The organism is Geodermatophilus sp. URMC 65, from assembly GCF_053502545.1.
The window spans coordinates 2,163,447-2,184,941 of record NZ_CP199954.1; the positions used below are offsets into that span (position 1 = coordinate 2,163,447).

Annotated in this window: 22 protein-coding genes, 2 tRNA genes and 1 other RNA gene; 9 read left to right on the forward strand and 16 right to left on the reverse strand. The window is 76.6% G+C overall.

All coding sequences use genetic code 11. The features are described 5' to 3' along the window. Positions 1 to 48: 48 nt before the first annotated feature. An RNA gene (gene ffs / locus ACWIX7_RS10555) (signal recognition particle sRNA small type) lies at positions 49 to 144 on the reverse strand. Between the two features lie 203 nt (positions 145 to 347). Here ffs and ACWIX7_RS10560 point away from each other — a divergent pair. Together ACWIX7_RS10560 and ACWIX7_RS10565 are read left to right on the forward strand one after the other, a co-directional pair. Then, the gene (locus tag ACWIX7_RS10560; RefSeq protein WP_448621492.1) at positions 348 to 1,325 is read left to right on the forward strand and encodes a DMT family transporter; all 978 of its coding nucleotides are present in this window, start codon (positions 348 to 350) and stop codon (positions 1,323 to 1,325) included. A gap of 350 nt (positions 1,326 to 1,675) precedes the next feature. Continuing rightward, positions 1,676 to 2,320 carry a DUF1326 domain-containing protein gene (locus tag ACWIX7_RS10565; protein WP_448621493.1) on the forward strand — a complete coding sequence of 215 codons (645 nt, stop codon included), beginning with the start codon at positions 1,676 to 1,678 and terminating at the stop codon, positions 2,318 to 2,320. A gap of 176 nt (positions 2,321 to 2,496) precedes the next feature. On the opposite strand, the gene ACWIX7_RS10570 is transcribed toward ACWIX7_RS10565, so the two are convergent. Continuing rightward, positions 2,497 to 2,581: transfer RNA gene (locus tag ACWIX7_RS10570), tRNA-Ser, on the reverse strand. Positions 2,582 to 2,741: 160 nt separating this feature from the next. On the opposite strand from ACWIX7_RS10570, the gene ACWIX7_RS10575 reads away from it, so the two are divergent. Next, positions 2,742 to 3,089: a hypothetical protein gene (locus ACWIX7_RS10575; RefSeq protein WP_448621494.1), complete on the forward strand. Its 348-nt coding sequence runs from the start codon at positions 2,742 to 2,744 to the stop codon at positions 3,087 to 3,089. A 40-nt stretch (positions 3,090 to 3,129) separates the two neighbouring features. Beyond that, complete coding sequence (locus tag ACWIX7_RS10580) at positions 3,130 to 4,779, forward strand: protein kinase domain-containing protein (protein ID WP_448621495.1); 1,650 nt, start codon at positions 3,130 to 3,132, stop codon at positions 4,777 to 4,779. 105 nt (positions 4,780 to 4,884) lie between these two features. On the opposite strand, the gene ACWIX7_RS10585 is transcribed toward ACWIX7_RS10580, so the two are convergent. The 5 genes from ACWIX7_RS10585 to ACWIX7_RS10605 all read right to left on the reverse strand — a co-directional run bounded on the left by ACWIX7_RS10585 (position 4,885) and on the right by ACWIX7_RS10605 (position 7,417). Continuing rightward, positions 4,885 to 4,969: transfer RNA gene (locus tag ACWIX7_RS10585), tRNA-Ser, on the reverse strand. A 10-nt stretch (positions 4,970 to 4,979) separates the two neighbouring features. Then, a complete protein-coding gene (locus ACWIX7_RS10590) occupies positions 4,980 to 5,444 on the reverse strand; it encodes a nucleoside deaminase (RefSeq protein ID WP_448621496.1) in 465 nt (154 codons plus the stop codon). Positions 5,445 to 5,556: 112 nt separating this feature from the next. Continuing rightward, complete coding sequence (locus ACWIX7_RS10595) at positions 5,557 to 6,216, reverse strand: HAD-IA family hydrolase (RefSeq protein ID WP_448621497.1); 660 nt, start codon at positions 6,214 to 6,216, stop codon at positions 5,557 to 5,559. After that, positions 6,213 to 6,710 (reverse strand): tRNA adenosine deaminase-associated protein, encoded by a 498-nt coding sequence (locus ACWIX7_RS10600; protein WP_448621498.1) that lies wholly within the window; start codon positions 6,708 to 6,710, stop codon positions 6,213 to 6,215. The genes ACWIX7_RS10595 and ACWIX7_RS10600 overlap by 4 nt, the downstream gene beginning before the upstream one ends. Continuing rightward, a complete protein-coding gene (locus ACWIX7_RS10605; protein WP_448621499.1) occupies positions 6,707 to 7,417 on the reverse strand; it encodes an O-methyltransferase in 711 nt (236 codons plus the stop codon). The genes ACWIX7_RS10600 and ACWIX7_RS10605 overlap by 4 nt, the downstream gene beginning before the upstream one ends. Between ACWIX7_RS10605 and ACWIX7_RS10610 the strand changes: the two genes are divergently transcribed. From ACWIX7_RS10610 to ACWIX7_RS10630, 5 genes are all read left to right on the forward strand, one after another. Further along, positions 7,416 to 7,856 (forward strand): PaaI family thioesterase, encoded by a 441-nt coding sequence (locus tag ACWIX7_RS10610; protein ID WP_448621500.1) that lies wholly within the window; start codon positions 7,416 to 7,418, stop codon positions 7,854 to 7,856. The genes ACWIX7_RS10605 and ACWIX7_RS10610 overlap by 2 nt on opposite strands. Then, positions 7,853 to 8,770, forward strand: a complete 918-nt coding sequence (locus tag ACWIX7_RS10615; protein WP_448621501.1) for a prephenate dehydrogenase/arogenate dehydrogenase family protein — start codon at positions 7,853 to 7,855, stop codon at positions 8,768 to 8,770. Before ACWIX7_RS10610 ends, ACWIX7_RS10615 begins: the two co-directional genes overlap by 4 nt. 36 nt (positions 8,771 to 8,806) lie before the next feature. Further along, entirely contained in the window at positions 8,807 to 9,040 is a 234-nt protein-coding gene (locus ACWIX7_RS10620) for a DUF2630 family protein (RefSeq protein ID WP_448621502.1), read from the forward strand. Positions 9,041 to 9,201: 161 nt separating this feature from the next. Then, positions 9,202 to 10,179, forward strand: a complete 978-nt coding sequence (locus tag ACWIX7_RS10625; RefSeq protein WP_448621503.1) for a UDP-glucuronic acid decarboxylase family protein — start codon at positions 9,202 to 9,204, stop codon at positions 10,177 to 10,179. A gap of 91 nt (positions 10,180 to 10,270) precedes the next feature. Then, positions 10,271 to 11,914 carry a VWA domain-containing protein gene (locus ACWIX7_RS10630; protein ID WP_448621504.1) on the forward strand — a complete coding sequence of 548 codons (1,644 nt, stop codon included), beginning with the start codon at positions 10,271 to 10,273 and terminating at the stop codon, positions 11,912 to 11,914. A gap of 151 nt (positions 11,915 to 12,065) precedes the next feature. On the opposite strand, the gene ACWIX7_RS10635 is transcribed toward ACWIX7_RS10630, so the two are convergent. The 9 genes from ACWIX7_RS10635 to ACWIX7_RS10675 all read right to left on the reverse strand — a co-directional run bounded on the left by ACWIX7_RS10635 (position 12,066) and on the right by ACWIX7_RS10675 (position 21,262). Further along, positions 12,066 to 12,992, reverse strand: a complete 927-nt coding sequence (locus tag ACWIX7_RS10635) for a glycosyltransferase family 9 protein (protein WP_448621505.1) — start codon at positions 12,990 to 12,992, stop codon at positions 12,066 to 12,068. A gap of 29 nt (positions 12,993 to 13,021) precedes the next feature. After that, a complete protein-coding gene (gene rfaE2 / locus ACWIX7_RS10640; RefSeq protein ID WP_448621506.1) occupies positions 13,022 to 14,452 on the reverse strand; it encodes a D-glycero-beta-D-manno-heptose 1-phosphate adenylyltransferase in 1,431 nt (476 codons plus the stop codon). Then, complete coding sequence (locus ACWIX7_RS10645; RefSeq protein ID WP_448621507.1) at positions 14,449 to 15,123, reverse strand: D-sedoheptulose-7-phosphate isomerase; 675 nt, start codon at positions 15,121 to 15,123, stop codon at positions 14,449 to 14,451. Before ACWIX7_RS10645 ends, rfaE2 begins: the two co-directional genes overlap by 4 nt. Beyond that, positions 15,120 to 16,382, reverse strand: coding sequence for a glycosyltransferase (locus ACWIX7_RS10650; RefSeq protein WP_448621508.1), 1,263 nt, complete (start codon positions 16,380 to 16,382; stop codon positions 15,120 to 15,122). Before ACWIX7_RS10650 ends, ACWIX7_RS10645 begins: the two co-directional genes overlap by 4 nt. Then, positions 16,379 to 17,359: a glycosyltransferase gene (locus tag ACWIX7_RS10655; RefSeq protein WP_448621509.1), complete on the reverse strand. Its 981-nt coding sequence runs from the start codon at positions 17,357 to 17,359 to the stop codon at positions 16,379 to 16,381. The genes ACWIX7_RS10650 and ACWIX7_RS10655 overlap by 4 nt, the downstream gene beginning before the upstream one ends. Next, positions 17,356 to 18,357 carry a glycosyltransferase family 9 protein gene (locus tag ACWIX7_RS10660; RefSeq protein WP_448621510.1) on the reverse strand — a complete coding sequence of 334 codons (1,002 nt, stop codon included), beginning with the start codon at positions 18,355 to 18,357 and terminating at the stop codon, positions 17,356 to 17,358. Before ACWIX7_RS10660 ends, ACWIX7_RS10655 begins: the two co-directional genes overlap by 4 nt. 73 nt (positions 18,358 to 18,430) lie before the next feature. Continuing rightward, positions 18,431 to 19,930, reverse strand: coding sequence for an HAD-IIIA family hydrolase (locus ACWIX7_RS10665; protein ID WP_448621511.1), 1,500 nt, complete (start codon positions 19,928 to 19,930; stop codon positions 18,431 to 18,433). 137 nt (positions 19,931 to 20,067) lie between these two features. Further along, the gene (locus ACWIX7_RS10670; protein WP_448621512.1) at positions 20,068 to 20,583 is read right to left on the reverse strand and encodes a MarR family winged helix-turn-helix transcriptional regulator; all 516 of its coding nucleotides are present in this window, start codon (positions 20,581 to 20,583) and stop codon (positions 20,068 to 20,070) included. 25 nt (positions 20,584 to 20,608) lie between these two features. Beyond that, positions 20,609 to 21,262 (reverse strand): hypothetical protein, encoded by a 654-nt coding sequence (locus ACWIX7_RS10675; RefSeq protein ID WP_448621513.1) that lies wholly within the window; start codon positions 21,260 to 21,262, stop codon positions 20,609 to 20,611. Positions 21,263 to 21,495 lie beyond the last annotated feature (233 nt).

Here is a 21,495-nt window from a genome sequence, read left to right on the forward strand (position 1 = left end):
AGGCGGGACGGCACCCGGCCGCGGTGTCGGCCGGTGGGCCGACAGAAAGAAAGGGACCCCCCGCGCACCCGCCAGAGCCCGCTTATCCTTGCTGCCTTCCGGCCCTGGGGAGGTTCACAGGGTGACGCCACACGAGGGGTCTGCACCCACTGTAGAGGAAACCGCGTGAGAGCCGGGCGCCCCCTCGCTACCCTCACTGCCATGACGCCCCGGCACGCCCTCGTGCTGCCCCCGCCGCGCTCCTGACCCGGAGCACCGCGGGCTGACCTGATCCCGGCACCAGCTGCCGGGCCTCTGCGCCGTGCTCCGGACCGCCTCTCCCCGATCCGGACCCGCCCAGGAGCGTCATGCCCACCCCCTCGACCACCTCTGCCGTGTCGCGCGGCTTCCCGCTCGTCGTCCTCGCTGCCCTCTGCTGGGGCACCTCGGGCGTCAGCGCCCGCATCGTGACCGACCGCACCGACCTCGGCCCGCTCGACATCGCCTGGCACCGCATGGCCGTCGGCGCCGCCGTCCTGCTCGCCGGGTACCTGCTCACCCGGCACCGGCGGCCGTCGTCCGCCGTCCCGCTGACCCGACCGCTCGCCGTCCGGCTCGGCCTGGTCGGCGCCGGGCTGGCCGCCTACCAGCTGGCCTTCTTCGCCGCCGTCGAGGAGGCCGGGGTGAGCGTCTCGACCCTGGTCGCACTCGGCCTGGCCCCGTTGCTCATCGCGCTCGGCGCGGCGGCGCTCGGGCACGGCCGGCCGGACCGCGCCACGCTCGTGACCCTCGCCGTCGCGCTCGTCGGCCTGGGGCTGCTGGTCGGGCTCACCGCCGGGGCCTCGGCCGGGACGGCGGTGCTGCTGGGCGCGTTGCTGGCCAGCGGCTCGGCCCTCGGGTACGCCGTCGTCACGCTGGCCGGTGGCGGCGTCCCCGCCGGCGTCCCGGTGACGCTGACCGGCTTCGTGGGTGGCGCACTGCTGCTGACGCCGGTGGCCCTGGCCGCCGGCCTGCGCCTGACCACCGAGCCGGTCGCGCTGGCGACGCTGCTCTACCTGGGTGTGGTGCCGAGCGCCGCGGCCTACGCGCTGTTCTTCCGCGGACTGCAGACGGTGCCCGGCGCGGTCGCCGGCATCGTCACGCTGCTGGAGCCGGTGACGGCGACGGCGCTGGCCACGGTCGTCCTCGGCGAGCGGCTGCCGCTCGGGGCGCTGGCCGGCGGGGTGCTGGTGCTGGCCGCAGTGGCCGGGCTCTACCTGCGGCGTCCGGCCGTGGCCGAGCACGAGGCCCTGGCAGAGCACGAGGCCCCGGCAGAGCACGAGGCCGTGGCGGAGCCGCACGGCTGAACCGCCCGGAGACGACGGAGGCCGGACCCCGAGGGCCCGGCCTCCCCGGCGGGGTGCTCACCGTTGCTCCGACCGCGGCGCAGCGGTCTCCCCAGCAGAGTCCTGACACGTCCAGGACCGGGTTCTGGCACCCCCGCGCGACGCGGGCTGGTGGCGGCCCGTGCCGCACGGACGGGCGCCTCGATCCCGCCGGGCGAAACGGCCCGTCGCCGTGCCGGCTCTCGTGGTCGCCAGACGCGGCTGCGGCAGGGCGGGGACGGGGCCGGCGCAGGGGTCGGCGGCGGATACTGTCCCCGCCGCATCCGGGATCCGGATCGCGGATCCGGGCGGCGCCGACCCGGGAGGTCGACATGACCGAGGTTCCGCAGTGGCGCCTGGTGGGCGACTGGTTCGACGTCTGCAGCTGCACCGTTCCCTGCCCCTGCACCTTCGCTCAGCCGCCCACGAACAACCACTGCCAGGGGGTGCTGGCCTGGCACATCCGCGATGGCCGCTTCGGTGACGTGCGGCTGGACGGGCTCAACGTGCTCGGCGTCGTGGAGTTCGAGGGCAACGTCTGGGTCGAGGCGGACGTGGCGATGGGCATGTTCGTCGACGACCGCGCCGACGAGGCCCAGCAGCGTGCGCTGCAGGCCGTCTTCGGTGGCGAGGCAGGCGGCTGGCCGGCGACGTTCGCGCAGCTGGTCGACGACGTCCGGGGCGTGACGCTGGCGCCGATCACCGTCGAGGTGGCCGGGGACCTGGGCACCTTCCGCGCCGAGGTGCCCGGGCGCGTGCTGGCCGCGGCCGAGGCGCTCACCGGCCCGACCACCCCACCGAGGGCGCGCGTGCAGCTGCACAACGCGCCCGGCGCCGAGGTCGGCCCCGGGCAGGTCGCCACCTGGGCGGTCGGGACGAGCGAACGGGTGGCCGTCCCCGACTTCGGGTTCACCTGGGAGTGGGGAGGCCGGTCGTCGAAGCACTTCCCGTTCGACTGGCACGGACCGGACGAGTGACCGTCCGCGCCGGGGTCATCGCCATGGCCGTCGACATGCGGCTGACGTAGACCTCCACCGCCCGGTCCGCGGCCGCAGACACCTCCGGACACGCGAGAGGCCCCGCCGACACCCTCGATGGGAGCGGCCGGGGCCTCTCGTGCTGCAGCCGGTCACCAACGGTCAGCACCGGCCGGCGGAGGATGGGAGATTCGAACTCCCGAGGGGTTGCCCCCAACCCGCTTTCCAAGCGAGCGCCATAGGCCACTAGGCGAATCCTCCAACTGCGCCCGCCAGGATACCGGTCCCCGCACGGCCGGTCGCCCGCGGCACCCGGCGTGGCGCGCCCACCGGGCGGGACCAGGGTGGTTATGCCTGCGCCAGGTGGGGCACGCTGCACCGGACGTCGAACCACCGGCGCGCGACGACAGGAGCAGCCCCCATGGACGAGACCGACCGGCTCCGGCCCGACGTCGTGGAGGCGATCGTCGCGGTCCTCAAGGGAGCCGACCCCTCCGAGCTGCCGGCCTCGGCGACCAAGGAGGAGAAGGACGCCGCCAAGGACCGGTACCTCTCGGAGTTCGTCGCCGAGCGCAGCAAACGCGACCGGCAGACGCGCGCCTGGGAGTTGCTGCTGACCCGCAGCTACGACGAGCCGCCGACCTGGCAGCGCCTCTTCGACGACCTGTCCGCCGACGTGGTCGAGGAGCTCGGCGAGCTCTACGACGTCCTGCCCGCGGGTGCCCAGGAGGAGTACGCCCGCCGGTACGGCGTCCCGACCGGCGTCTGACCGCGGCTCCGGTGCCGGCGGCGGACGAGGGGGACACACCGTGAGCAGACCCGGCCACCTGGTGGCCGGGCGATACCGCCTGCTCGAACGCATCGGCGGGGGCGGCATGGGGGCCGTCTGGCTGGCCTCCGACGAGCTGCTCGGGCGCCAGGTCGCGGTCAAGCAGGTGCTCCCGCCCCCGACCGCCGACGAGACCGCCGTCGCCCAGCAGCGCCAGCGGGCGCTGCGCGAGGGCCGGATCGCCGCACGGCTGTCCCACCCGCACGCCGTCGCCGTCTACGACGTCGCCCTCGAGGACGGCGCGCCGTGGTTGGTGATGGAGTACCTGCCCTCCCGCAGCCTGGCCGAGGTGCTGCACGAGGACGGCGTCCTGCCGGTCGACCAGGTGGCGCAGGTCGGCGCCCAGTTGGCCGACGCGCTGGCCGCCACGCACGCCGCCGGCATCGTGCACCGCGACGTGAAGCCGGCCAACGTGCTCATCGGGCGCGGACCGCGGGTCGAGGGCCTGGTCAAGATCACCGACTTCGGCATCTCGCACGCCAGCGACGACGTGACCCTCACCCAGACCGGCCAGATCACCGGCACGCCCGCCTTCCTCGCCCCCGAGGTCGCGCGCGGCGGCGAGGTGACGCCGGAGAGCGACGTCTTCTCGCTCGGTGCGACGCTCTACACCTGCCTGGAGGGCCACCCGCCGTTCGGGATGGACGACAACGCCCTGCGGCTGCTGCACCGCGTCGCCGGCGGCGAGGTGATCCCGCCGCGCCGCGCCGGCTCGATGAGCGGCACGCTCACCCGGATGCTGGCCGCCGACCCGGCCGACCGGCCGACGACGACGGAGGTCCGCGACGAGCTCGCCCGCCTCGCGGTCGGCCGGGACGGCGACCCCACCACGGTCCTGCTGGCGCGCACGAAGCTGCGGTCCTCGACCAACCGGTCGCGGACGGAGGAGCTGGGCACCGGGGCGCTGCCGGCCGCCGGTGCGGGCGCTGCCGCCGCGGCCGTCGTCGGCGACCCCGGTACCGCCGTCCAGGACGTGCCCGCGGGGCCGCCCACCCCGTCCCCGCCGGCGGCGCCAGCAGACGCGGAGCGCCCACGACAGCCGGAGCGGCGGCGCGGGCCGGTGCTGGCCGCGCTCCTGCTGCTCGCCGTCCTGCTGGCCGGCGGCGGCGCGCTCTGGCTGACCAGCCGCGGCGACACCGGGACCAGCGCCGACGCCGGGACCGTGACCGACGCCCCCGCCCCGTCGTCCGCGCCCGCCGACGACAGCAGCCCCCCGGCGGAGGAACCCTCGCCCACGCCGGAGCCCTCCGCGGCGGAACCGACGCCGTCGGCCACCGAGGAGGGCCCGACGAGCCAGCCGTCGTCCGACGACCCGGAACAGGTCGTCGAGCAGACCCTGGACCGGTACTACGGCCTGCTCCCCGACGACCCCGACGCCGCCTACGACCTGACCGGCCCGTTCCTGCGGTCCCAGGCGGGCCCCGGCTACTACCGCGACTTCTGGGAGCCCTGGGCAGAGGTGGAGCTGCGCGACGTGAGCGGGGTGCGGCAGGACGAGGCCGGCGTGATCACCGCGACCACCGAGGTCCGGTTCACCGGGGACGACGGCCGCGAGCAGACCGAGCGGCACCAGGTCCGCCTCGTGCAGGACGACGGCGACTGGCTGGTCGACCTGGACCTGCTCGCCTGATGGAGGACCCCGTCCCCCCGCCCCTCGCAGGCTCGGGGCGGCGCCCTGGACGGAGCCAGAACCACGACGGCGGCGCCCCGGAATCGGGGCGCCGCCGTCGATCTGCGGTGGCGGTGGGATTTGAACCCACGGAGGCTTGCACCTCACACGCTTTCGAGGCGTGCTCCTTCGGCCGCTCGGACACGCCACCGTCGAACAGACTACAGGCCCCGCTGACGACGGAAGAACGCGCGTAGCAGCGTGGCGGACTCCTCGGCCCGGAGCCCGCCGGTGACCTGCGGTCGGTGGTTGAGCCGGCGGTCGCGGACGACGTCCCACAGCGACCCGGCCGCGCCCGCCTTGGGGTCGTCCGCGCCGTACACGATGCGCTCGACCCGGGCCAGCACGCTGGCGCCGGCGCACATGGTGCAGGGCTCGAGGGTGACCACGAGCGTCGTCCCCGTCAGCCGCCAGCCGTCGCCGTGCACCCGCGCGGCGGCGCGCAGTGCGAGGACCTCGGCGTGGGCGGTCGGGTCGCCCCGCTTCTCCCGCTCGTTGGCAGCCTCGGCGAGCACGGTGCCGTCCGGCCCGAGGACGACGGCGCCGATCGGCGTGTCGCCCCACTCGACGGCGGCCGCTGCCAGCCCGAGCGCGCGGCCCATCGCGGCGTCGAGGTCTCCGCTCACCGGACTCTCCCTGGAGGGACGGCCACCGACGTGGTCCCGGGAGAGTCAGGCCCTGCTTCCCCCTGTAAGCAGCGCCCGACTCTCCGGGGAGGGACCTGTACCGGGGACTGGGTCACGAGGCGGTGCCGTCCCGCAGCTCGATGCCGACCAGCGCCGACAGCTCGTCGAGCGCGACGGTCGGGTCGACGACCTTGATCGTGTGCATGCCCATCGCCCGGGCGGGCTTGAGGTTGATGCCGAGATCGTCGAGGTAGGCGCAGTCCGGGGGGGCGAGGTCCCGGCCGACCGCCTCCGACAGCCGGGCCAGAGCACGGCGGTAGATCTCCGGCTCGGGCTTGCGCACGCCCTCCACCGAGGACTCCACCACCGCGTCGAACAGCTCCAGCAGCTCCCCCAGCCGGCCGGTGCGCTCCATCGGGGCCACGTTGTTCGACAGCAGCGCCAGCGGCACACCCGCCGCCCGCAGCCGCCGCACCGCCTCGACCATCTGCGGGCGCAGCTCGCCGGCCAGCGCGGCCAGCACGCGCCGGGCGTCGAGCCGGTGTCCCGCGGCCAGCGCCTCGGCCTCGAAGGCGTCGGTGAAGCCGGCGGCGTCGAGCTCGTTGCGCTCGAAGCGGGCCCAGGCGTTGGTGTCGGGGTCGGTGCTGTTGAGCCGCACGATCAGGCCCTCGGGCAGCCCGGCCTCGGCCTCGTAGGCGGTGAAGGCGGTCATCGGGCTCTCGGTGATCACCCCGCCGAGGTCGAAGACCACCGCGGTCGCCGTGGCGGTCACGGGCGCACCGCCGCGGCCAGCTCGTCGGCGAAGCCCAGCCGGCCGGCGATCGCGGCGACCATCTCGTCGGCCCACAGGTCGTCGGCGGTGACGATCGGCCGCAGCTCGTCGGCCGGCAGCCCGTCGTCGGCGAAGACGTCGAGGTCCCCGCCGGGCCAGCCGGTCTCGTCGTCGTCGAAGGCGCCCTCGGCGTCGACCCCGATGCCGTAGCGCTCCACCACCTCGGCGGCGAGCAGCCACTCCTGCATGGTGGCGTCGGAGATCAGCGCCCGCACCAGCCCGCCGGGGCCGTGCCGGAGGACGACGAAGTACAGCCGCGAGTCGACGACCACGACGAACGGCCCGGGCCAGTCCTCGGCACCCGGGTCGCCCAGCGCCCGCTCCAGCGCCGGCAGCTCGTCCGCGGCGTCCGCGGCGAGCAGCTCCACCCGCCAGCCCCCGCCGGGACGGCTCACCCGCACCGCCCAGCTGGCCGGCGTCCCCGGTGCGCTCATCGGCGCCGCAGCATCGTCAGGCCGTCGGACAGCGGCAGCAGCACGGTCTCCCACCGGGGGTCGGCGGCCAGCGCGGCGTTGAGCTCGACGAGCGCCCGGTCGTCGTCGTCCTGCGGGTCGAGCACGCGGCCGTTGCGCAGCGTGTTGTCCAGCAGCACGACGCCGTTGTCGGTCATGCGCGGGTGCAGCTGGTCGACGTAGTCGGCGTAGCCGGCCTTGTCCGCGTCGACGAAGGCCAGGCCGAAGGTCTCGGCGGCCGGTAGCGCCCGCAGCGACTCGTGCGCGTCACCCAGCCGCAGCTCGATCCGGTCGGCCAGCCCCGCGCGGGTCCAGTACCGCCGGGCCACCGCCGTCCACTCCTCGCTGGTGTCCAGGCACAGCAGCGAGCCGTCGTCGGAGAGCCCACGGGCCACGCAGAGCGCGGAGTAGCCGGTGAAGGTGCCGATCTCGATCGCCCGGCGGACGCCGAGGGCCCGGGTGAGCAGCTGCATGAAGGTGCCCTGCTCGGGCGCGATCTGGAAGGTCGGTGGCACCTCGCCGCGGTCGGCCATCGCGGCGGTCTCGGCGAGCAGGTCGGCGGCGACGTCGTCCGGCCGCTCGGAGTTGGCCCGGACGTAGTCGGCGAGTTCGGGCGTGAGGAGGAACGACCGCGGCGTCATGGCGTGGAGCCGCTGGTCGACGAGGGGGCCGTCATAGCCTCCGATCATGGCCGATCCCGCTCCGGACGACGGAGCCGACGTCGCCCCCGCGCTGTTCACCCGGCTGGCCGCCGACCCGTTGGCCGAGCTGCTGGGGATCCGGCTGGAGCAGGTGCGGCCCGGCTACGCCCGCGCGGCGATGACGGTGGGCCCGCAGCTGCTCAACGCGGTCGGCACCGCGCACGGCGGCGCCACGATGGCCCTGCTCGACGTCGTCCACGCGGCGGTCAGCAACAGCCACGGCACGGTCGCGGTGGCCCAGGACGTACACACCGAGTTCCTCGCTCCCGGCCGGCCGGGCGACCGGTTGGTCGCCGAGGGCACCGAGGTGCACCGCAGCCGCCGCACCGCCGTCTACCGCATCGAGGCCCGCGCCCAGGACGGCCGGCTGGTGGCCACCGCGCTGGCCCGGGTGTTCCGGACCGAGACCGCCTGGGAGGACCGGTGACCTCCTTCCCGGTGCCGACGATGCCCGCTCCCCCGGTCGGCGTCGTCGGGCTGGGCCAGCTGGGCGGGTCGCTGGCCGCCGCCCTCGCCACGGCCGGCCGGGAGGTGACCGGCTGGGACGTCGACCCCGCCGCCCGAGAGGCCGCCGCCGCGCGCGGGGTGCGGATCGCCCGCGAGCTGCGTGGCGTCGTCGTCCTGGCCGTCCCGCTGCGGTCGATGGCCGCGGCGCTGGACGGCCTCGACGTCGCCCTGGACGCCACCGTCACCGACCTCGGGTCGGTCAAGGCACCGGTGCTCGCCGAGCTGGGGCCGACGCTGGGCGGGCGCTACGTCGGCGGGCACCCGATGTGCGGGACCGAGCGCTCCGGGCACGAGGCGACCGACCCGGGCCTGTTCACCGGTGCCCGCTGGGCGCTGTGCCTGGAGCCGGGGACCGAGCTGCCGCGCTGGCTGCGGGTGGCCGAGGTGGCGCTGGCCGTCGGCGCCGAGGTGGTGCCGGCGACGGCGGCCGAGCACGACGACGCCGTCGCCGCGGTCAGCCACGTGCCGCACCTGCTGGCGGCGGCCCTGGCCGCCGCCGCCGGGGAGGCCGGCCCGCTGGCGCTGGCGCTGGCCGCCGGCAGCTTCCGGGACGGCACCCGGGTGATCGGCAGCGACCCGGACTTCGTCACCGCGATGGTGCAGGGCAACACCGGCCCGACGGCGGCCGCGCTGGCCCGGGTGCTGGAGCAGCTGGGGCGCCCGTGGCCGGAGCTCGTGGCCGCGGGGCACGCCGTGCGCGCGGGTGGTCCGACGGGACGGCGTCCGGTGCGGGTGCCGCTGGAGCGGGCTGCACTGCTGTCGCTGGGGCGGGCCGGCGGCGCCGTCACCCGGCGGCTGGCGGCATTCGTGGAGGGCTACGTCCCGGAACGCTGACCGTTTCGCCCGCGCGGCGGCGGGCAGGGAGCGTCCATGGACGACAGCGAGATCCGCAGCCGCATCGAGGAGCTGGTCGAGGAGGAGCGCCGACTGCGGGACAGCGGCGAGCACACCGACGAGCAGCGCGCCCGCCTCCGGCAAATCGAGGAGGACCGCGACCAGCTCTGGGACCTGCTGCGCCAGCGGGACGCCAAGCGTCAGTACGGCGAGGACCCCGACGAGGCCAAGCCCCGGTCCGAGCAGCAGGTCGAGGGCTACCTGCAGTAGCGAACCCCCTTGCCCCCACCGCTCGTAGAAGGACCCGGGACCGTGTAGGGACACCATGCGTAGCGCCTCAGATACTTAGACGCCGAAGTGTGCGGCGGTGATCTTCGGGTAGGAGCCGCCGCGGCGCGCACGATCGCGCGTCCGGTGCGGAGGGAGCAGGCATGGTGCGTGCGGCGCGGACGATCCGACGGGCGGTGGTGACCGGGGGTGCCGGTTTCCTCGGCTCCCACCTGTGCGAGCACCTGCTCGATCGCGGCGTCGAGGTCGTCTGCCTCGACAACTTCCTCACCGGCTCGCCGCAGAACGTCGTCCACCTGATGGAGCACCCGGGCTTCCGGCTGGTCCGCTGCGACGTCACCGACTTCGTGCACGTGCCCGGCGAGGTCGACCTGGTCCTGCACTTCGCCTCGCCGGCCAGCCCGCTGGACTACCTGAGGATGCCGATCGAGACGCTCAAGGTCGGCAGCCTGGGCACGCTGCACACCCTGGGCCTGGCGCACGAGAAGGGCGCCCGGTACGTGCTGGCCTCCACCTCCGAGGTCTACGGCGACCCGCTGGTGCACCCGCAGAGCGAGGAGTACTGGGGCAACGTCAACCCGGTCGGCCCGCGCGGCGTGTACGACGAGGCCAAGCGCTTCAGCGAGGCGATGACGACGGCCTACCGGACGTCGAAGGGCACCGACACCGGCATCGTCCGGATCTTCAACACCTACGGGCCGCGGATGCGCCCGGACGACGGCCGCGCCATCCCGGCCTTCGTCGGGCAGGCGCTCTCCGGCCGGCCGCTGACCGTCGCCGGCGACGGCTCGCAGACCCGGTCCATCTGCTACGTCGACGACACCGTGCGCGGCATCCTCGCGATGGCCTTCTCGCACCACACCGGCCCGGTCAACATCGGCAACCCCGACGAGCTGTCGATGCTGCGGCTGGCCGAGTGGATCGTCGAGCTGACCGGCTCGTCGTCGGAGATCTCCTTCATCGACCTCCCGGTGGACGACCCCAAGGTCCGCCGTCCCGACACCACCCGCGCCGAGCAGCTGCTGGGCTGGCGGCCGACGGTGCCCTCGGAGGAGGGGCTGCGGCGCACGATGGCCTGGTTCGCCGAGCAGCTGCAAGCCGCCGACGTCCGCGTCGGGTGATCCACAGCGGGTCAGCGATCGCATCTACTGTGTAGTGGGCGGTCGCGGGGGTCGCCGGGGACGCTGACCACCTGGACGGGGGAGCTGCACGATGGGCCGCCACGCCGCCACCTCAGCCGCGCGCCGGTCGGCGCCGCTCACGCCGCAGGTCCTGATCGCCGTGGCCGTGGCCGCGGTGGTGCTGCTCGCCGGCGGCCTCACGTGGTGGGCCGTCGGCGCCGCGAGCGGCGACTGCGAGGACCCCGCGGTGGTGCGGGTCGCGGTCGCCCCCGAGCTCGCCCCCGTCGCCGAGCAGCTGCTGGACGACGCCGAGGGACTGCGGCCCGAGGACTGCGCGTCCGCCGAGGTGACCGCCCAGCAGCCGGTGCAGACCGTCGGCGACCTCGGCGCACTGGACGCCGGGGACCTCCCGCACCTGTGGGTGCCCGACTCCTCGCTGTGGGCGGCCCGCGCAGGGGACGCCACCCTGGAGACCGTCGGGTCGGTCGCCTCCTCCCCCGTGGTGCTGGCCACCAGCCGGGCCGCGGTCGACGCGCTGGGCTGGGCCGACGGGGCGCCGGCCTGGGCCACGGCGCTGGCCAGCGAGCAGGGCATCGCCGTCCCGGACCTCGCGACCAGCGCCGAGGCCCTGGCCGCGCTGAGCGCCGTCCGGACCGCGCTGGGCGGCGGCGAGGACGCCGACAACGCCGTGGTGCAGACCGTGCTCGCCGCCGAGCGCGGCCCGTCGGTCTCGCCGGCCGACGCGCTGACCGCCGGCGCTGAGGGTGCGCCCGACGCGCCGCTGGTGCCGGTCAGCGAGCAGGAGGTGTGGGCGGCCAACGCCGACGCCGAGGACCCGCAGCTGGTCGCCGTCTACCCGGAGGAGGGCTCGCCGGGGCTGGACTACCCGCTGGTCCGGGTCGGCACCGCCTCGACTCCGGACGCTGCCGCGGTGGACGCCGTCGTGAGGGCGCTGACCTCGGACGCCGCCCGCACGGCCGCGCTGGCGGCCGGCTTCCGCGGCACGGACGGCACCCCGCCGGCCGGCGCCGGGGCAGCGGGCATCCAGGAGGCGGCCCCGCGGGCGCTGCAGCTCGACCCCGGCCAGGTGCAGGCGCTGCTCGCCCAGCTGTCGGAGCTGGCTGCGCCGTCCCGGATCCTCACCGTCTTCGACATCTCCACCTCCATGGAGGCCCCGGCCGGCGACGGCACCCGCGCCACGCTCGCCCGCGACGCCGCCAAGAGCACGCTGACGCTGGTGCCGGGCAACTTCGCGCTCGGCCTGTGGTTCTTCGCCGCCGAGCTGGAGGGGGACCGGGACTGGACCGAGGCGGTGCCGACCCGGGCGCTCGAGACGGAGGTCGAGGGCACCGTCCAGCGGGAGCTGCTAGACGAGGAGCTCGACACCATCCCCGACCGGCTGAGCCCCGGCGGCACCGGCCTGTACGACACCACCCTGGACGCGGTCCGGGCGGCGCGCTCGGACTTCGACCCCACCGCCGTGAACAGCGTGCTGGTGGTCACCGACGGGACCAACGAGGACTCCCAGGGCGTCGAGCTCGACGAGCTGCTGGACACGCTGCGCAGCGAGGCCGACCCCGTGCGGCCGATCAAGGTCATCGGTGTCGCGCTCGGCCCGGACGCCGACCTGGGCGCGCTCGAGCAGATCGCCGACGCGACCGGCGGCGCGGCCTACTCCGCGGTCGACCCGACCGACCTGCAGACCGTCCTGTTCGACGCGCTGCGGCAGCGGTGACACCGCGGTCCCCGGACCGCACCCGTCCCCGACTGCCGCTGCCCCCTGCCGTGACCCCACGACCTGCACTCGCCAACCTCTTCCCCTGCTCCGCTCTGTAAGCAGCGGGGGAGGTGCGGCAGGGACAGCTCAGGTGCGAGCGTGGGGCAGGTCAGGTGCGGGCCAGCAGGTCGTCGAGCGCCGCGGTGACCTCCTCGACGGTCACCTCCCCCAGCGCCGGGTCGAGCTCGGTGCCCCACGGGTCGCCGGTGCCGTCGCCGTGCCAGAGGACGACGTGCAGTGCCCCCTGCTTCGCGGCCCTGGCCGGTGGCCCCCACAGCGCCGGCGACACCGGCCCGAACAGCACCACCGAGGGACGGCGGTAGGCGGTCGCCAGGTGCGCCATGCCCGTGTCGCCGCTGACCACGACCCGCGCGCCGGCGACGACCGCGGCCAGCTCGAGCGTCGTCGTCCGCCCGGCGAGCACGGCGCCCTCCCCCAGCCCGGCACCCTCGGCGACCTCCCGGGCGAGGGGCACCTCGTCCGGGCCACCGGTGACCCGGACGTCGAGCCCCGCGGCGGCCAGGTGCCGGGCGACGGCGGCGAACCGGTCGGCCGGCCAGCGCCGGCCGGGGAACGCCGCGCCCGGGTGCACCAGCGCGACGCCCGCCGGCGCCGGGGAGGGCACCGGGGGGACGGCGAGGTCGAGCGCGTCGGGGTCGGCGTCCACCCCCAGGCCCTCCGCCACGAGCCGGCACCAGCGCCGCACCTCGTGCTCGTCGGGGTACCAGGTCGGCCCGGGGTAGCCGGGGCTGTCGAACGTGAGCAGCCGGTCCGGGCGCAGGTCGGCGACCACGACGTGCGAGGCCGGCCCCTTGCCGTGCAGGTCGGCGGCGAGCTCCGGCGGCGGACCGGACCAGTCCAGCGGCTCCAGCTCGCGGGCGGGCAGCACCTCGTCGACCGCGTCGATCAACGAGGCCAGCGGTTGGAGCGCCGTGGTCGTGGCCAGCACCAGCCGGTGGCCGGGCACCGCGGCGCGCACCGCCCTGATCGCGGGCACGCCGGTCAGCAGGTCCCCCAGCCCGAGCGGCCGCAACACCACCGCAGCGGGTCGCTGACCCGGACCGCTCAAGGCCCCGTTCCGGGTCCCGCGCTGAGCTCGCGAAGCGTGGGGAGAACGGGGTCCTTCTGCCGGGAGCGCTCGACCAGGGCCGTCGTGGAATGCCCGTCGAGGTAGGGCAGCACGACCGCCTGGCCGCCCCAGCGCCGCAGCACCGCGGCCTCGGGCAGGTCGGCGCCGGCGTAGTCCCCGCCCTTGGCCCAGACGTCCGGCCGCAGCCGGCCGATCACCTCGGCCGGGGTGTCCTCGTCGAACACGACGACCGCGTCGACGAACTCCAGCGCCTCCAGTACGCGTGCTCGGTCGGCGGCGGTCACCAGCGGCCGGGACGGGCCCTTGAGCCGGCGCACCGAGTCGTCGGAGTTGATGCACACCAGCAGGCAGTCGCCCAGCCCGCGGGCGGCCCGCAGCGTCGCGACGTGACCGGGGTGCAGCAGGTCGAAGCAGCCGCCGGTGGCGACCACCGTCCCGCCCGCCGCCCGGACCCGGGCGATGACGCCGTCGGCCCCGGGCTCGGCGACGACGTCCGGCTCGGCAGCCGCCTCGACGTCCCAGGCCGACGCACCGCCGCGGGCCACGAACGCCCCGGCGGAGGCGACCGCCGCCGCCACCGCCTCGCCGGTCACCGCCCCGTCGGCCAGCGCGAGCGCGGCGGCGGCGGCGAACGAGTCGCCGGCGCCGCACGGGTCGCCGCCGGTCACCGGCGTCGCGGGCACGACCATCGGCGCACCCTCGCCGTAGGAGAGCAGCGCGCCGCGGGCACCGAGGGTCACGGCCACCGCGCCGACGCCCCAGTGCCGGATCAGCGCTTCGGCCCGCGCCCCGACCGCGGCCAGCCCGTCGCCCTCGGCGGCCACCCCGGCCAACGAGGCCACGCGGGCGGCCTCGACGCCGTTGGGCGTGACCAGCCGGGTGTGCGGGACGGGGTCCGCGCCGCGCGGGTGCGGGTCCCAGACGATCGGTCCGCCGGCCTCGGCGAGTACCGCCCGGACGGCGGGGTCGGCCGTCGTCCCCCGGCCGTAGTCGGCGACCAGCACCGCGGCGGCCTGCCGCACGACCCGGACCGCCTCCGCGGGCAGCTCGCCCAGCCCGGCCACCGGGGCGCCGCTGTCGATGCGCGCCACCGAGTGGTCGCCCACCCGCACGCGGCGCTTCACCGCCGTGCCGCCGGTCGCCGGGATCTCGACGAGCCGCACCCGGCCGGCCAGCAGCGCGCGCAGCCGGTCGGCGTCCTCGTCGTCGGCCATGGGGGTGACCAGCACGACCTCCCGGTGGGTGCCCTGGGCCGCGACCACCGCGGCCAGGGCCGCACCACCCGGGCGCTCGCGGGTCTCGACGTCCTCGACGACCGGCACCGGCGCGTCGGGGGTGAGCCGCGAGGCCGTCCCGACCAGGTCGACGTCGAGCAGCGCGTCGCCGACGACGACGAGCGGCTTCACTGCGCGACCCCGAGCCGGGTCTCCGGCACGCGGGCGGGCTCGGCGAGCACCGCCGCGTCGAAGGCGGCGCACACCAGGTGCAGTGCGACCAGGTGGCACTCCTGGACGGTCGCCGTCCACGGGGAGTCGATGCAGACCGCGTCGTCGCACGCCGCGGCCAGCGGGTTGGGCGCCGGTCCGGTCATCGCCAGCACGGTGATGCCGCACTCCCGGGCCCGGCGGGCGGCGGCGACGGCGTTGGGGCTGCGGCCGGAGGTCGACAGCAGCACCAGCACGTCCCCGGCCCGCCCGTGCGCCTCGACCTGCCGGGCGAACAGCTCGTCGGCCGGGTAGTCGTTGGCGATCGCGGTGAGCGACGAGGTCTCCGCGGTCAGGCAGATCGCCGAGAACGGCGGCCGGTCGGCCCGGTAGCGGCCGACCAGCTCCGCGGTCAGGTGCTGCGCCTGCGCGGCGCTGCCGCCGTTGCCCGCCGCGAGCAGTCGGCCGCGGTGCTCGCCGCACAGCACGTCGGCGAGCAGCCGCCCCCAGCGGTCCAGGGTGTCGAGCTGGCCGTCCAGCGACCGCAGCGCGGTGGTCAGCGAGGCGACGTGGTCGGCGCCGGTCAGGTGGGTGCAGGTGTCCGGCGAGACGACCTCGCTGGCGGAGTGCGGGGCCTCGGACAGCGGGTTCATCGGGCGACCTCCACGGGGCTGTTGTCGCTGCCATCGGTGCGTACGGGGCCGTCCAGGACCTGCCGGTAGACGGTGTCGGTGTCGGCGACCACGCGGGCCCACCGGTAGCGGTTGCGGGCGCGCCGCACCCCGGCCGCGCCGTAGGCGGCACGCCGGGCGTCGTCGGCCAGCAGCGCGGCGAGCACCGCGCCGAGCCGGGCCGGGTCCCTGGCCGGGACCAGGTCGCCGGTGACCCCGTCGGCGACGGAGTCCTGCAGCCCGCCGACCGCGGTGGCGACCACCGGGCGGCCACAGGCCATGGCCTCCAGCGGGGTGATGCCGAAGGGCTCGTACCAGGGCACGGCCAGCACGACGTCGGCCGAGCGGATCCACGCCGGGACGTCGGCGCGCGCCACGGCGCCGGTGAACACCAGCCGGTCGGCGACGCCCAGCGAGGCCGCGACCGCGCGGAGCCGGCGCACCTCCGAGTCGCCGTCCAGCTCCGCGGCCGGCGGCCCGCCGACGACGACGAGCTCGGCGTCCGGGACGGCGGCGAGGGCCCGGACGGCGTCCTCCTGCCCCTTGCGCTCGACCAGGCGCCCCAGGACCAGCAGCCGCTTCCGCTCACCGCGGGCGGCGGCCGGGTCGTGGGGAGAGGAGGGCGTGCGCGGAGCAACCGGGCCGCGCGGGGTGAAGACGCTCGTGTCCACCCCGCAGGGCACGACCGAGACCCGGTCGCTGTCGAGGCCCAGCCGGCGCAGCTCGAAGACCTCGTCGGAGCAGGTGGCGACGACGTGGCTGACGTTCCGGCACAGCGAGCGCTCCAGCTCGATGCGCTGCGGCGGCGAGGTGTCGGCCGCACCCTGGTGGCGGCGCTTGACCGAGCCGAGGGCGTGGAAGGTCTGCACGACCGGCACGGCGCCCGCGGCGGCGACCGAGGCCAGCCCGCTCATCCAGAAGTGCGCGTGCACCAGGTCCGGCGGCCGCTGCGCCCACTCCCGGCGCAGCCCCGCGGCGAACTCGGGCATGTGCCGCAGCAGGTCGTCCTTGGGCAGCACCGCGGCCGGCCCGGCGGTCACGTGCGCCACGTCGTAGCCGTCGGCCGTGGTGACGCGGTCGGGCTGGTCGGGGTCCTCCCGCCGGGTGTGCACGGTCACCGCGTGCCCGCGGCGGGCCAGGCCCGCGGCGAGCGCCGCGACGTGCACGTTCTGCCCGCCGGCGTCCACGCCGCCGATCGCGGCGAGCGGGCTGGCGTGTTCGCTGACCAGGTCGATCCTCACCGGGTCACCTCCTCGAGTAGGGCATCCCAATCGGAGAGGAACCGGGGAAGGCCGTACCGCTCCAGCGCGGCGGCGCGTGCCGCCTTGCCGGCCAGTCGGGCGGCGTCCTCATCGTGCAGGTAGGTGCGGACGGCGTCCCACAGGACGTCGGGACGGGTGGAGAGCACGCCGGCCTCGGCCGGCACCGCCTCCACCACCTCGGTGGTGGCCAGGGCGACCACCGGCAGGCCCAGGTGCATCGCCTCGAGCAGCGAGAGCCCGAGGGAGGTCCACCGGACCGGGTGCACGTAGACCCGGCGGCGGGCCAGCTCGGCGTGCATCGCGGCCTGCGGCGGGTCGTCGTACAGCGCGACGCGGTCGGGGTCGAGGCCGTAGCGCTGGTGCAGGCCCGTGAGCCCCATGCCGAAGACGTCGACCGGGGCGACCGCGGCCAGCCCGGGCAGCAGGTCGGCGCCCACGGTCCGGCCGCGGCGCACCGGCTCGTTGGTGACGACGGCGGCCCGCGCCAGCTCGCCGGTCCAGCGCTCGCCGGGGTCGACGATGCCGTGCTCGATGACCGTCGTCGGCGCCCGGCCGTTGTCGTAGAAGAGCTGGTTGAAGTGCGTGACGTGCGCGATCGGGATGTCGCCGCGGTCGGCCAGCGGGTGCCTGGTGTGCGGGACCGGCCCGTCCCCCGGCTCCAGGCCCGGCGCGTTGTGCTCGAGGAAGACCGCGGGCAGGTCGCGGCCCGGCTCGCGGCCCAGCCAGTCCCGGACCAGCTCCAGGTCGCGGGTGCGCTGCAGCACGACGACGTCGACGTCCTCCTCGCGCAGCCGCTCCGGGGTCACCTCGCGGGCCGACGCCGGCCACTCCCAGGTGCGCGCCCGGCCGAGGCCGTCCGGGCCGCGGTCCGGGGTGACGGGGAGCAGGTACTCGTGGCGGCCCTGGACGAACGCCGTCGTCCACGAACCGTGCACGTGCCAGAGCAGGACCCTCACGAGCTCACCAACTTCTCCACAGCCGCGACGACGTCGTCCGCGGTCACCGACGCGAGGCAGGGGTGGCCGGGCACCGGGCACTCGCGGGCCCGGGTCAGCCGGCAGGGGGCGTCCTGGTCGCCGAGCAGCACGGTGGGGACGCCGTAGGGCGCCCAGCGCGCGGCGGGCACGACCGGGGAGAACAGCGAGACCACCGGGGTCCCGGCGGCGGCGGCCAGGTGCGCCGGGCCGGTGTTGCCGACGACGACCGCGGCGGCGCCGTCGAGCAGCGCCGCCAGCTCGGCCAGGCTCAGCGCACCGCCCAGGTCGACGCCGCGGGTACCGGCGACGGCCGCGGTGAGCGCCCGCTCGCCCGGCCCGCCGGTGACCAGCACCCGGTGGCCGGCGTCGGCGAGCGCCGCCACCGCCTCGGCGCAGCGCTGGGCCGGCCAGACGCGCGCGGGGACGCTCGCCCCGGGGTGGACGACGACGTAGCCGGGCTCGTGCGCCACCGGGGGCAGGGGCCGGCGCAGGGCGAGCCGGCCGCCGTCGCCGGCCGGCAGGTCGAAGCCCGCGGCGCGGGCCAGGGACAGGGCCCGCTCGGGCTCGGGCAGGTCGTCGTCGACCCGGTGACGGACGTCGAGCAGCGACCCGGGGTAGTCGACGCTGATCGCCGAGATCCGCGGCACGCCGGCGGTGCGCAGCACCAGCGCCAGCGGCAGGGGCGACTGGTGGAAGGACGTCGAGACCAGCGCCTCGTCCGGGGCCAGGGCCCGGACCCGGTCGGTGAGCGCACCGAGGTCGTCCGCGTCGACCGGCGGCGGGTCGCCGAGGATCCAGGGGCAGGCCCAGGTCCAGACCTCGTCGACGCCGGGCAGCAGCCGGGCCGCCTCGGCACCGGCGGGGCCGGCGAGGAACACGACGCGGTCGGCGCCGGCGGCCACGGCCCGCACCAGCGGCCCCTGGACCAGGACGTCGCCGACCGAGTCCAGCCGCGCGACCAGGACCGTGCGGGTCACGCGTCCTCCTCGCTGGCGCTCGTCGGCCGCGTTCCCCGGGGTGCTGTGCTCATGGGTGAGCTCGCCAGCTCGCTCACCACTCACCCGCCAGGACCTGCGCGACCGCCTCGGGGATCGTGGCGGCGCGACGAGGGGCCGCCTCGACCTCGGCCCGCCGCGTCACCGGCGTGGGGACGAGCATCCCGGAGGCCCCGGCGGCGGCCGCGGCCTCGACGTCGGCCCCGATGTCGCCGACGACGACGCATCGGGCCGGGTCGACGTCGAGCTCGGCGCAGGCGGCCTTGACCATCCCGGGCGCGGGCTTGCGGCAGGTGCACCCGTCGTCCGGCCCGTGCGGGCAGACCTGGACGGTGTCGAACGGGCCGAGCAGCTCGTCGAGCCGGGCCATGCAGGCGTCGACCTGCGCGCGGGTGATCAGCCCGCGGGCCACACCGGACTGGTTGCTCACCACGCCGACCCGGACCCCGCGGGCGCGCAGCGCGTCGACGGCCTCCCGCGCGCCGGGCACGGGCGTCACCAGCGCCGGGTCGCCGTTGTACGGGTAGTCGCGCACGAGGGTGCCGTCGCGGTCGAACAGCACCAGGTCGGGCAGGCCGCGCCACGGCCGCACCCGGCGGTGCTGCACGGCGCCGCGCAGGAAGTGCCAGGTGGCCAGCGGCGGGATCAGGGCGCTGGTGGCGAGCATGGTGCCGACCTCGGCGCGGTCGCGCGGGCCGGGGGCGATCCGCGCCCAGGCGAACTCACCCGTGCCGACGGCCCAGGCCGCGGCGGCGACGAGCGCGGCGCGCGGCCGGCGGGCGGCGGCCAGCCCGACGGCGGCCAGCCCGGCGGCGGTGACGGCCAGGTGCCGCGGCCGGCGGCCCAGCGGCGCGTCGGCGCGCTCGCGCCAGTCGGGGCCGTGCAGCCGCCGCATGAGGACGTCGTCGGCGTTGCCGGCCTGCACGCGGACGCTCACCCAGCGGTCGACCGGGCGCACCGGGTGGGTGATCCAGCGCCGCCCGCGGACCAGCCGGGCGCCGGTGTCCACCACTCGCAGCGCCAGGTCGGAGTCCTCGCGGAAGGCGCGCGGGAAGCGCTCGTCGAAGCCGCCGACGGCGGCCAGGGCGGCGCGGCGGTAGGCGAGGTCTGCGGTGATCCAGGAGCTGGTGGCCAGGCCGGCGGTGCCGCGCTCCCAGTCGGTGGGCCGGCGGTCCTCCGGCAGCGGCACCCGCACCCGGCCCTGGCTGCCGGCCACGTCGGCCGACAGGTCGGAGAGGTCCTCGGCGAGCCGCTGGTACCAGTCGGGGTCGGGGACGACGTCGTCGTCGAGGAAGGCCACCCACTCGGTGCGCACGCTGCGCCAGCCGAGGTTGCGGGCGCGGGCCGGGCCACCGCCCCCGGTGCGCACCACCCGCACGGGCGGCAGGCCGGGCCGCTCGGGGCGCAGCGGCTCGCCGGTGGGCCGGTCGTCGACCAGCACCAGCTCGGCCGGGCGCGGTCCCGGGGCCTGCGCGAGGGCGTCGAGGAGCACGTCCAGCGACGGCCGGCCGACGGTCGGCACGACCACGGAGCACTGCTCGATCCCCACCTGCATGATCGCGTCCTGCCCGCACTCGGCGGAACGGAAACACTACGGGCTTGAAGTGTCCCCGGACGGTGGAAGGACCCCGTCCTCCCCACCCCTCGCGAGCTCGGGGCGGTGCCCTGGACGGGGCCGGGTGGCCGTGTCCTTCAGCGGCGGGTCCGGGCCGCCGCGGAGACGCGGGCGAGGGCGTCGGTGACGACGGCGGCGTCGTCCCCCAGGAGGGTGAGCAGGTGCGCCACCAGGTCGTCGTGCGTCGGGCGGGCCTCCTCGACCTTGGCCCGCCCGGCGGAGGTGAGCCGGGCGTGCAGCAGCCGCTTGTCACCCGACGAGCGCTCCCGGACGACGAGCCCCTCGGTGACCAGGCGGGTGACGGTGCTGGTCACCCCGGCACGGGAGATGCCGAGCGCCTCGGCGAGCTCTCCCATCGAGGCCCGCTCGCCGGGGGCCTCGGCGATCCGGCGCAGCGCCTCGTACCCGGTGAGCGAGAGGTCGTGCCGGCGGTGCAGGGCGGAGTCGACGCGGCGGGTGATGCGGTCGTGCACCTGCACGATGCGCAGCCAGGTCTCGGCCGGCCGGGGTGCCGCACCCGGGACATCGGCCACGTCCCCGGGTACGTGCTCGGCGGGGAGGTCCGGAGCCAGGGCGTCCTCGGGGCGGGCCACCTGTCCATCGTCGCCGACGGAGCGCTCAGGCGCTCCCGGTGGACGACGGCGTCCGGCGCCCCGCCTCGGGCCGCCGGCTCCCGGCGACGAGGGTGACTCCGGCGCCTGCGGCGACCAGCGACCCGCCGGCGGCCAGCAGCGGCCACGGGACGCCGCCGGTGACCGCGGCCGCCTCCGCTGCTGCGACCGCGACGGCCGGTGCGCCGTCGGCGATGCCCGCGGAGGTCACGGTGCTCGGGTCGGGCAGTCCCGGGACCGGCACCGGCTTCCCGGACTGCGGGACCACCGCCGCTCCGCCGGGCGGGCTGATGGCGGCGCAGTCCTCGGCGGCCGGCCGGGTGAAGCGGTAGCCGGTCAGGTCGTCGACCCAGGCGTCGCCCGAGCCGTCGAGGGCCGTGTACTCGAGGAACGGGTCGATGGTCTCGCCCCAGTCGACCTCGCCGGTGCTGAGCACGACGACGGCGCCGGGCGCGACGTCGGCGGCGTCCTCCCCCGCGGGACGGCGTCCGGTGCCCAGCGTGACCGCGTAGCCGACGGTGCCGCCGGTGACCTCGACGACCACGCCGCCGGGGCGGCAGCTGGGACCGTGGGTGACGCGGGCGTCCGGACGGGCGACGTCGTCGACGGCGGTCGCGGGCCCGGCGAGGGCGATCCCGGCACAGAGCAGGGCGAGCGCCATCACGACGACGGACGCCGGCCCGACGACAGCCGTGGGGGCATCGCAGCGAGGCGGGCGCCGACAGGGAGTGGGCATCGCAGCGAGCGCCGGCGAGCGAGGAGCGGAGCGACCGCGGAGGCGCCCTGGACCGACGAGCGAGGAACGGCCCGGGGCGCGGAGTCGGGCCCAACGACGAGGCCGGGTGGCCACCTGCACGTGCTGTTCCCCCTGGTTCTGCGCCGGCGCACCTGCGG

Coding starts and splice junctions, on each gene's coding strand:
- ACWIX7_RS10620 (WP_448621502.1), top strand. CDS start 8,807: ATGGACGACAGCGAGATCCGCAGCCGCATCGAGGAGCTGGTCGAGGAG.
- ACWIX7_RS10565 (WP_448621493.1), top strand. CDS start 1,676: ATGACCGAGGTTCCGCAGTGGCGCCTGGTGGGCGACTGGTTCGACGTC.
- ACWIX7_RS10665 (WP_448621511.1), bottom strand. CDS start 19,930: ATGCAGGTGGGGATCGAGCAGTGCTCCGTGGTCGTGCCGACCGTCGGC.
- ACWIX7_RS10575 (WP_448621494.1), top strand. CDS start 2,742: ATGGACGAGACCGACCGGCTCCGGCCCGACGTCGTGGAGGCGATCGTC.
- ACWIX7_RS10625 (WP_448621503.1), top strand. CDS start 9,202: ATGGTGCGTGCGGCGCGGACGATCCGACGGGCGGTGGTGACCGGGGGT.
- ACWIX7_RS10600 (WP_448621498.1), bottom strand. CDS start 6,710: ATGAGCGCACCGGGGACGCCGGCCAGCTGGGCGGTGCGGGTGAGCCGT.
- ACWIX7_RS10630 (WP_448621504.1), top strand. CDS start 10,271: ATGGGCCGCCACGCCGCCACCTCAGCCGCGCGCCGGTCGGCGCCGCTC.
- ACWIX7_RS10610 (WP_448621500.1), top strand. CDS start 7,416: ATGGCCGATCCCGCTCCGGACGACGGAGCCGACGTCGCCCCCGCGCTG.
- ACWIX7_RS10560 (WP_448621492.1), top strand. CDS start 348: ATGCCCACCCCCTCGACCACCTCTGCCGTGTCGCGCGGCTTCCCGCTC.
- ACWIX7_RS10645 (WP_448621507.1), bottom strand. CDS start 15,123: ATGAACCCGCTGTCCGAGGCCCCGCACTCCGCCAGCGAGGTCGTCTCG.
- ACWIX7_RS10675 (WP_448621513.1), bottom strand. CDS start 21,262: ATGGCGCTCGCCCTGCTCTGTGCCGGGATCGCCCTCGCCGGGCCCGCG.
- ACWIX7_RS10605 (WP_448621499.1), bottom strand. CDS start 7,417: ATGATCGGAGGCTATGACGGCCCCCTCGTCGACCAGCGGCTCCACGCC.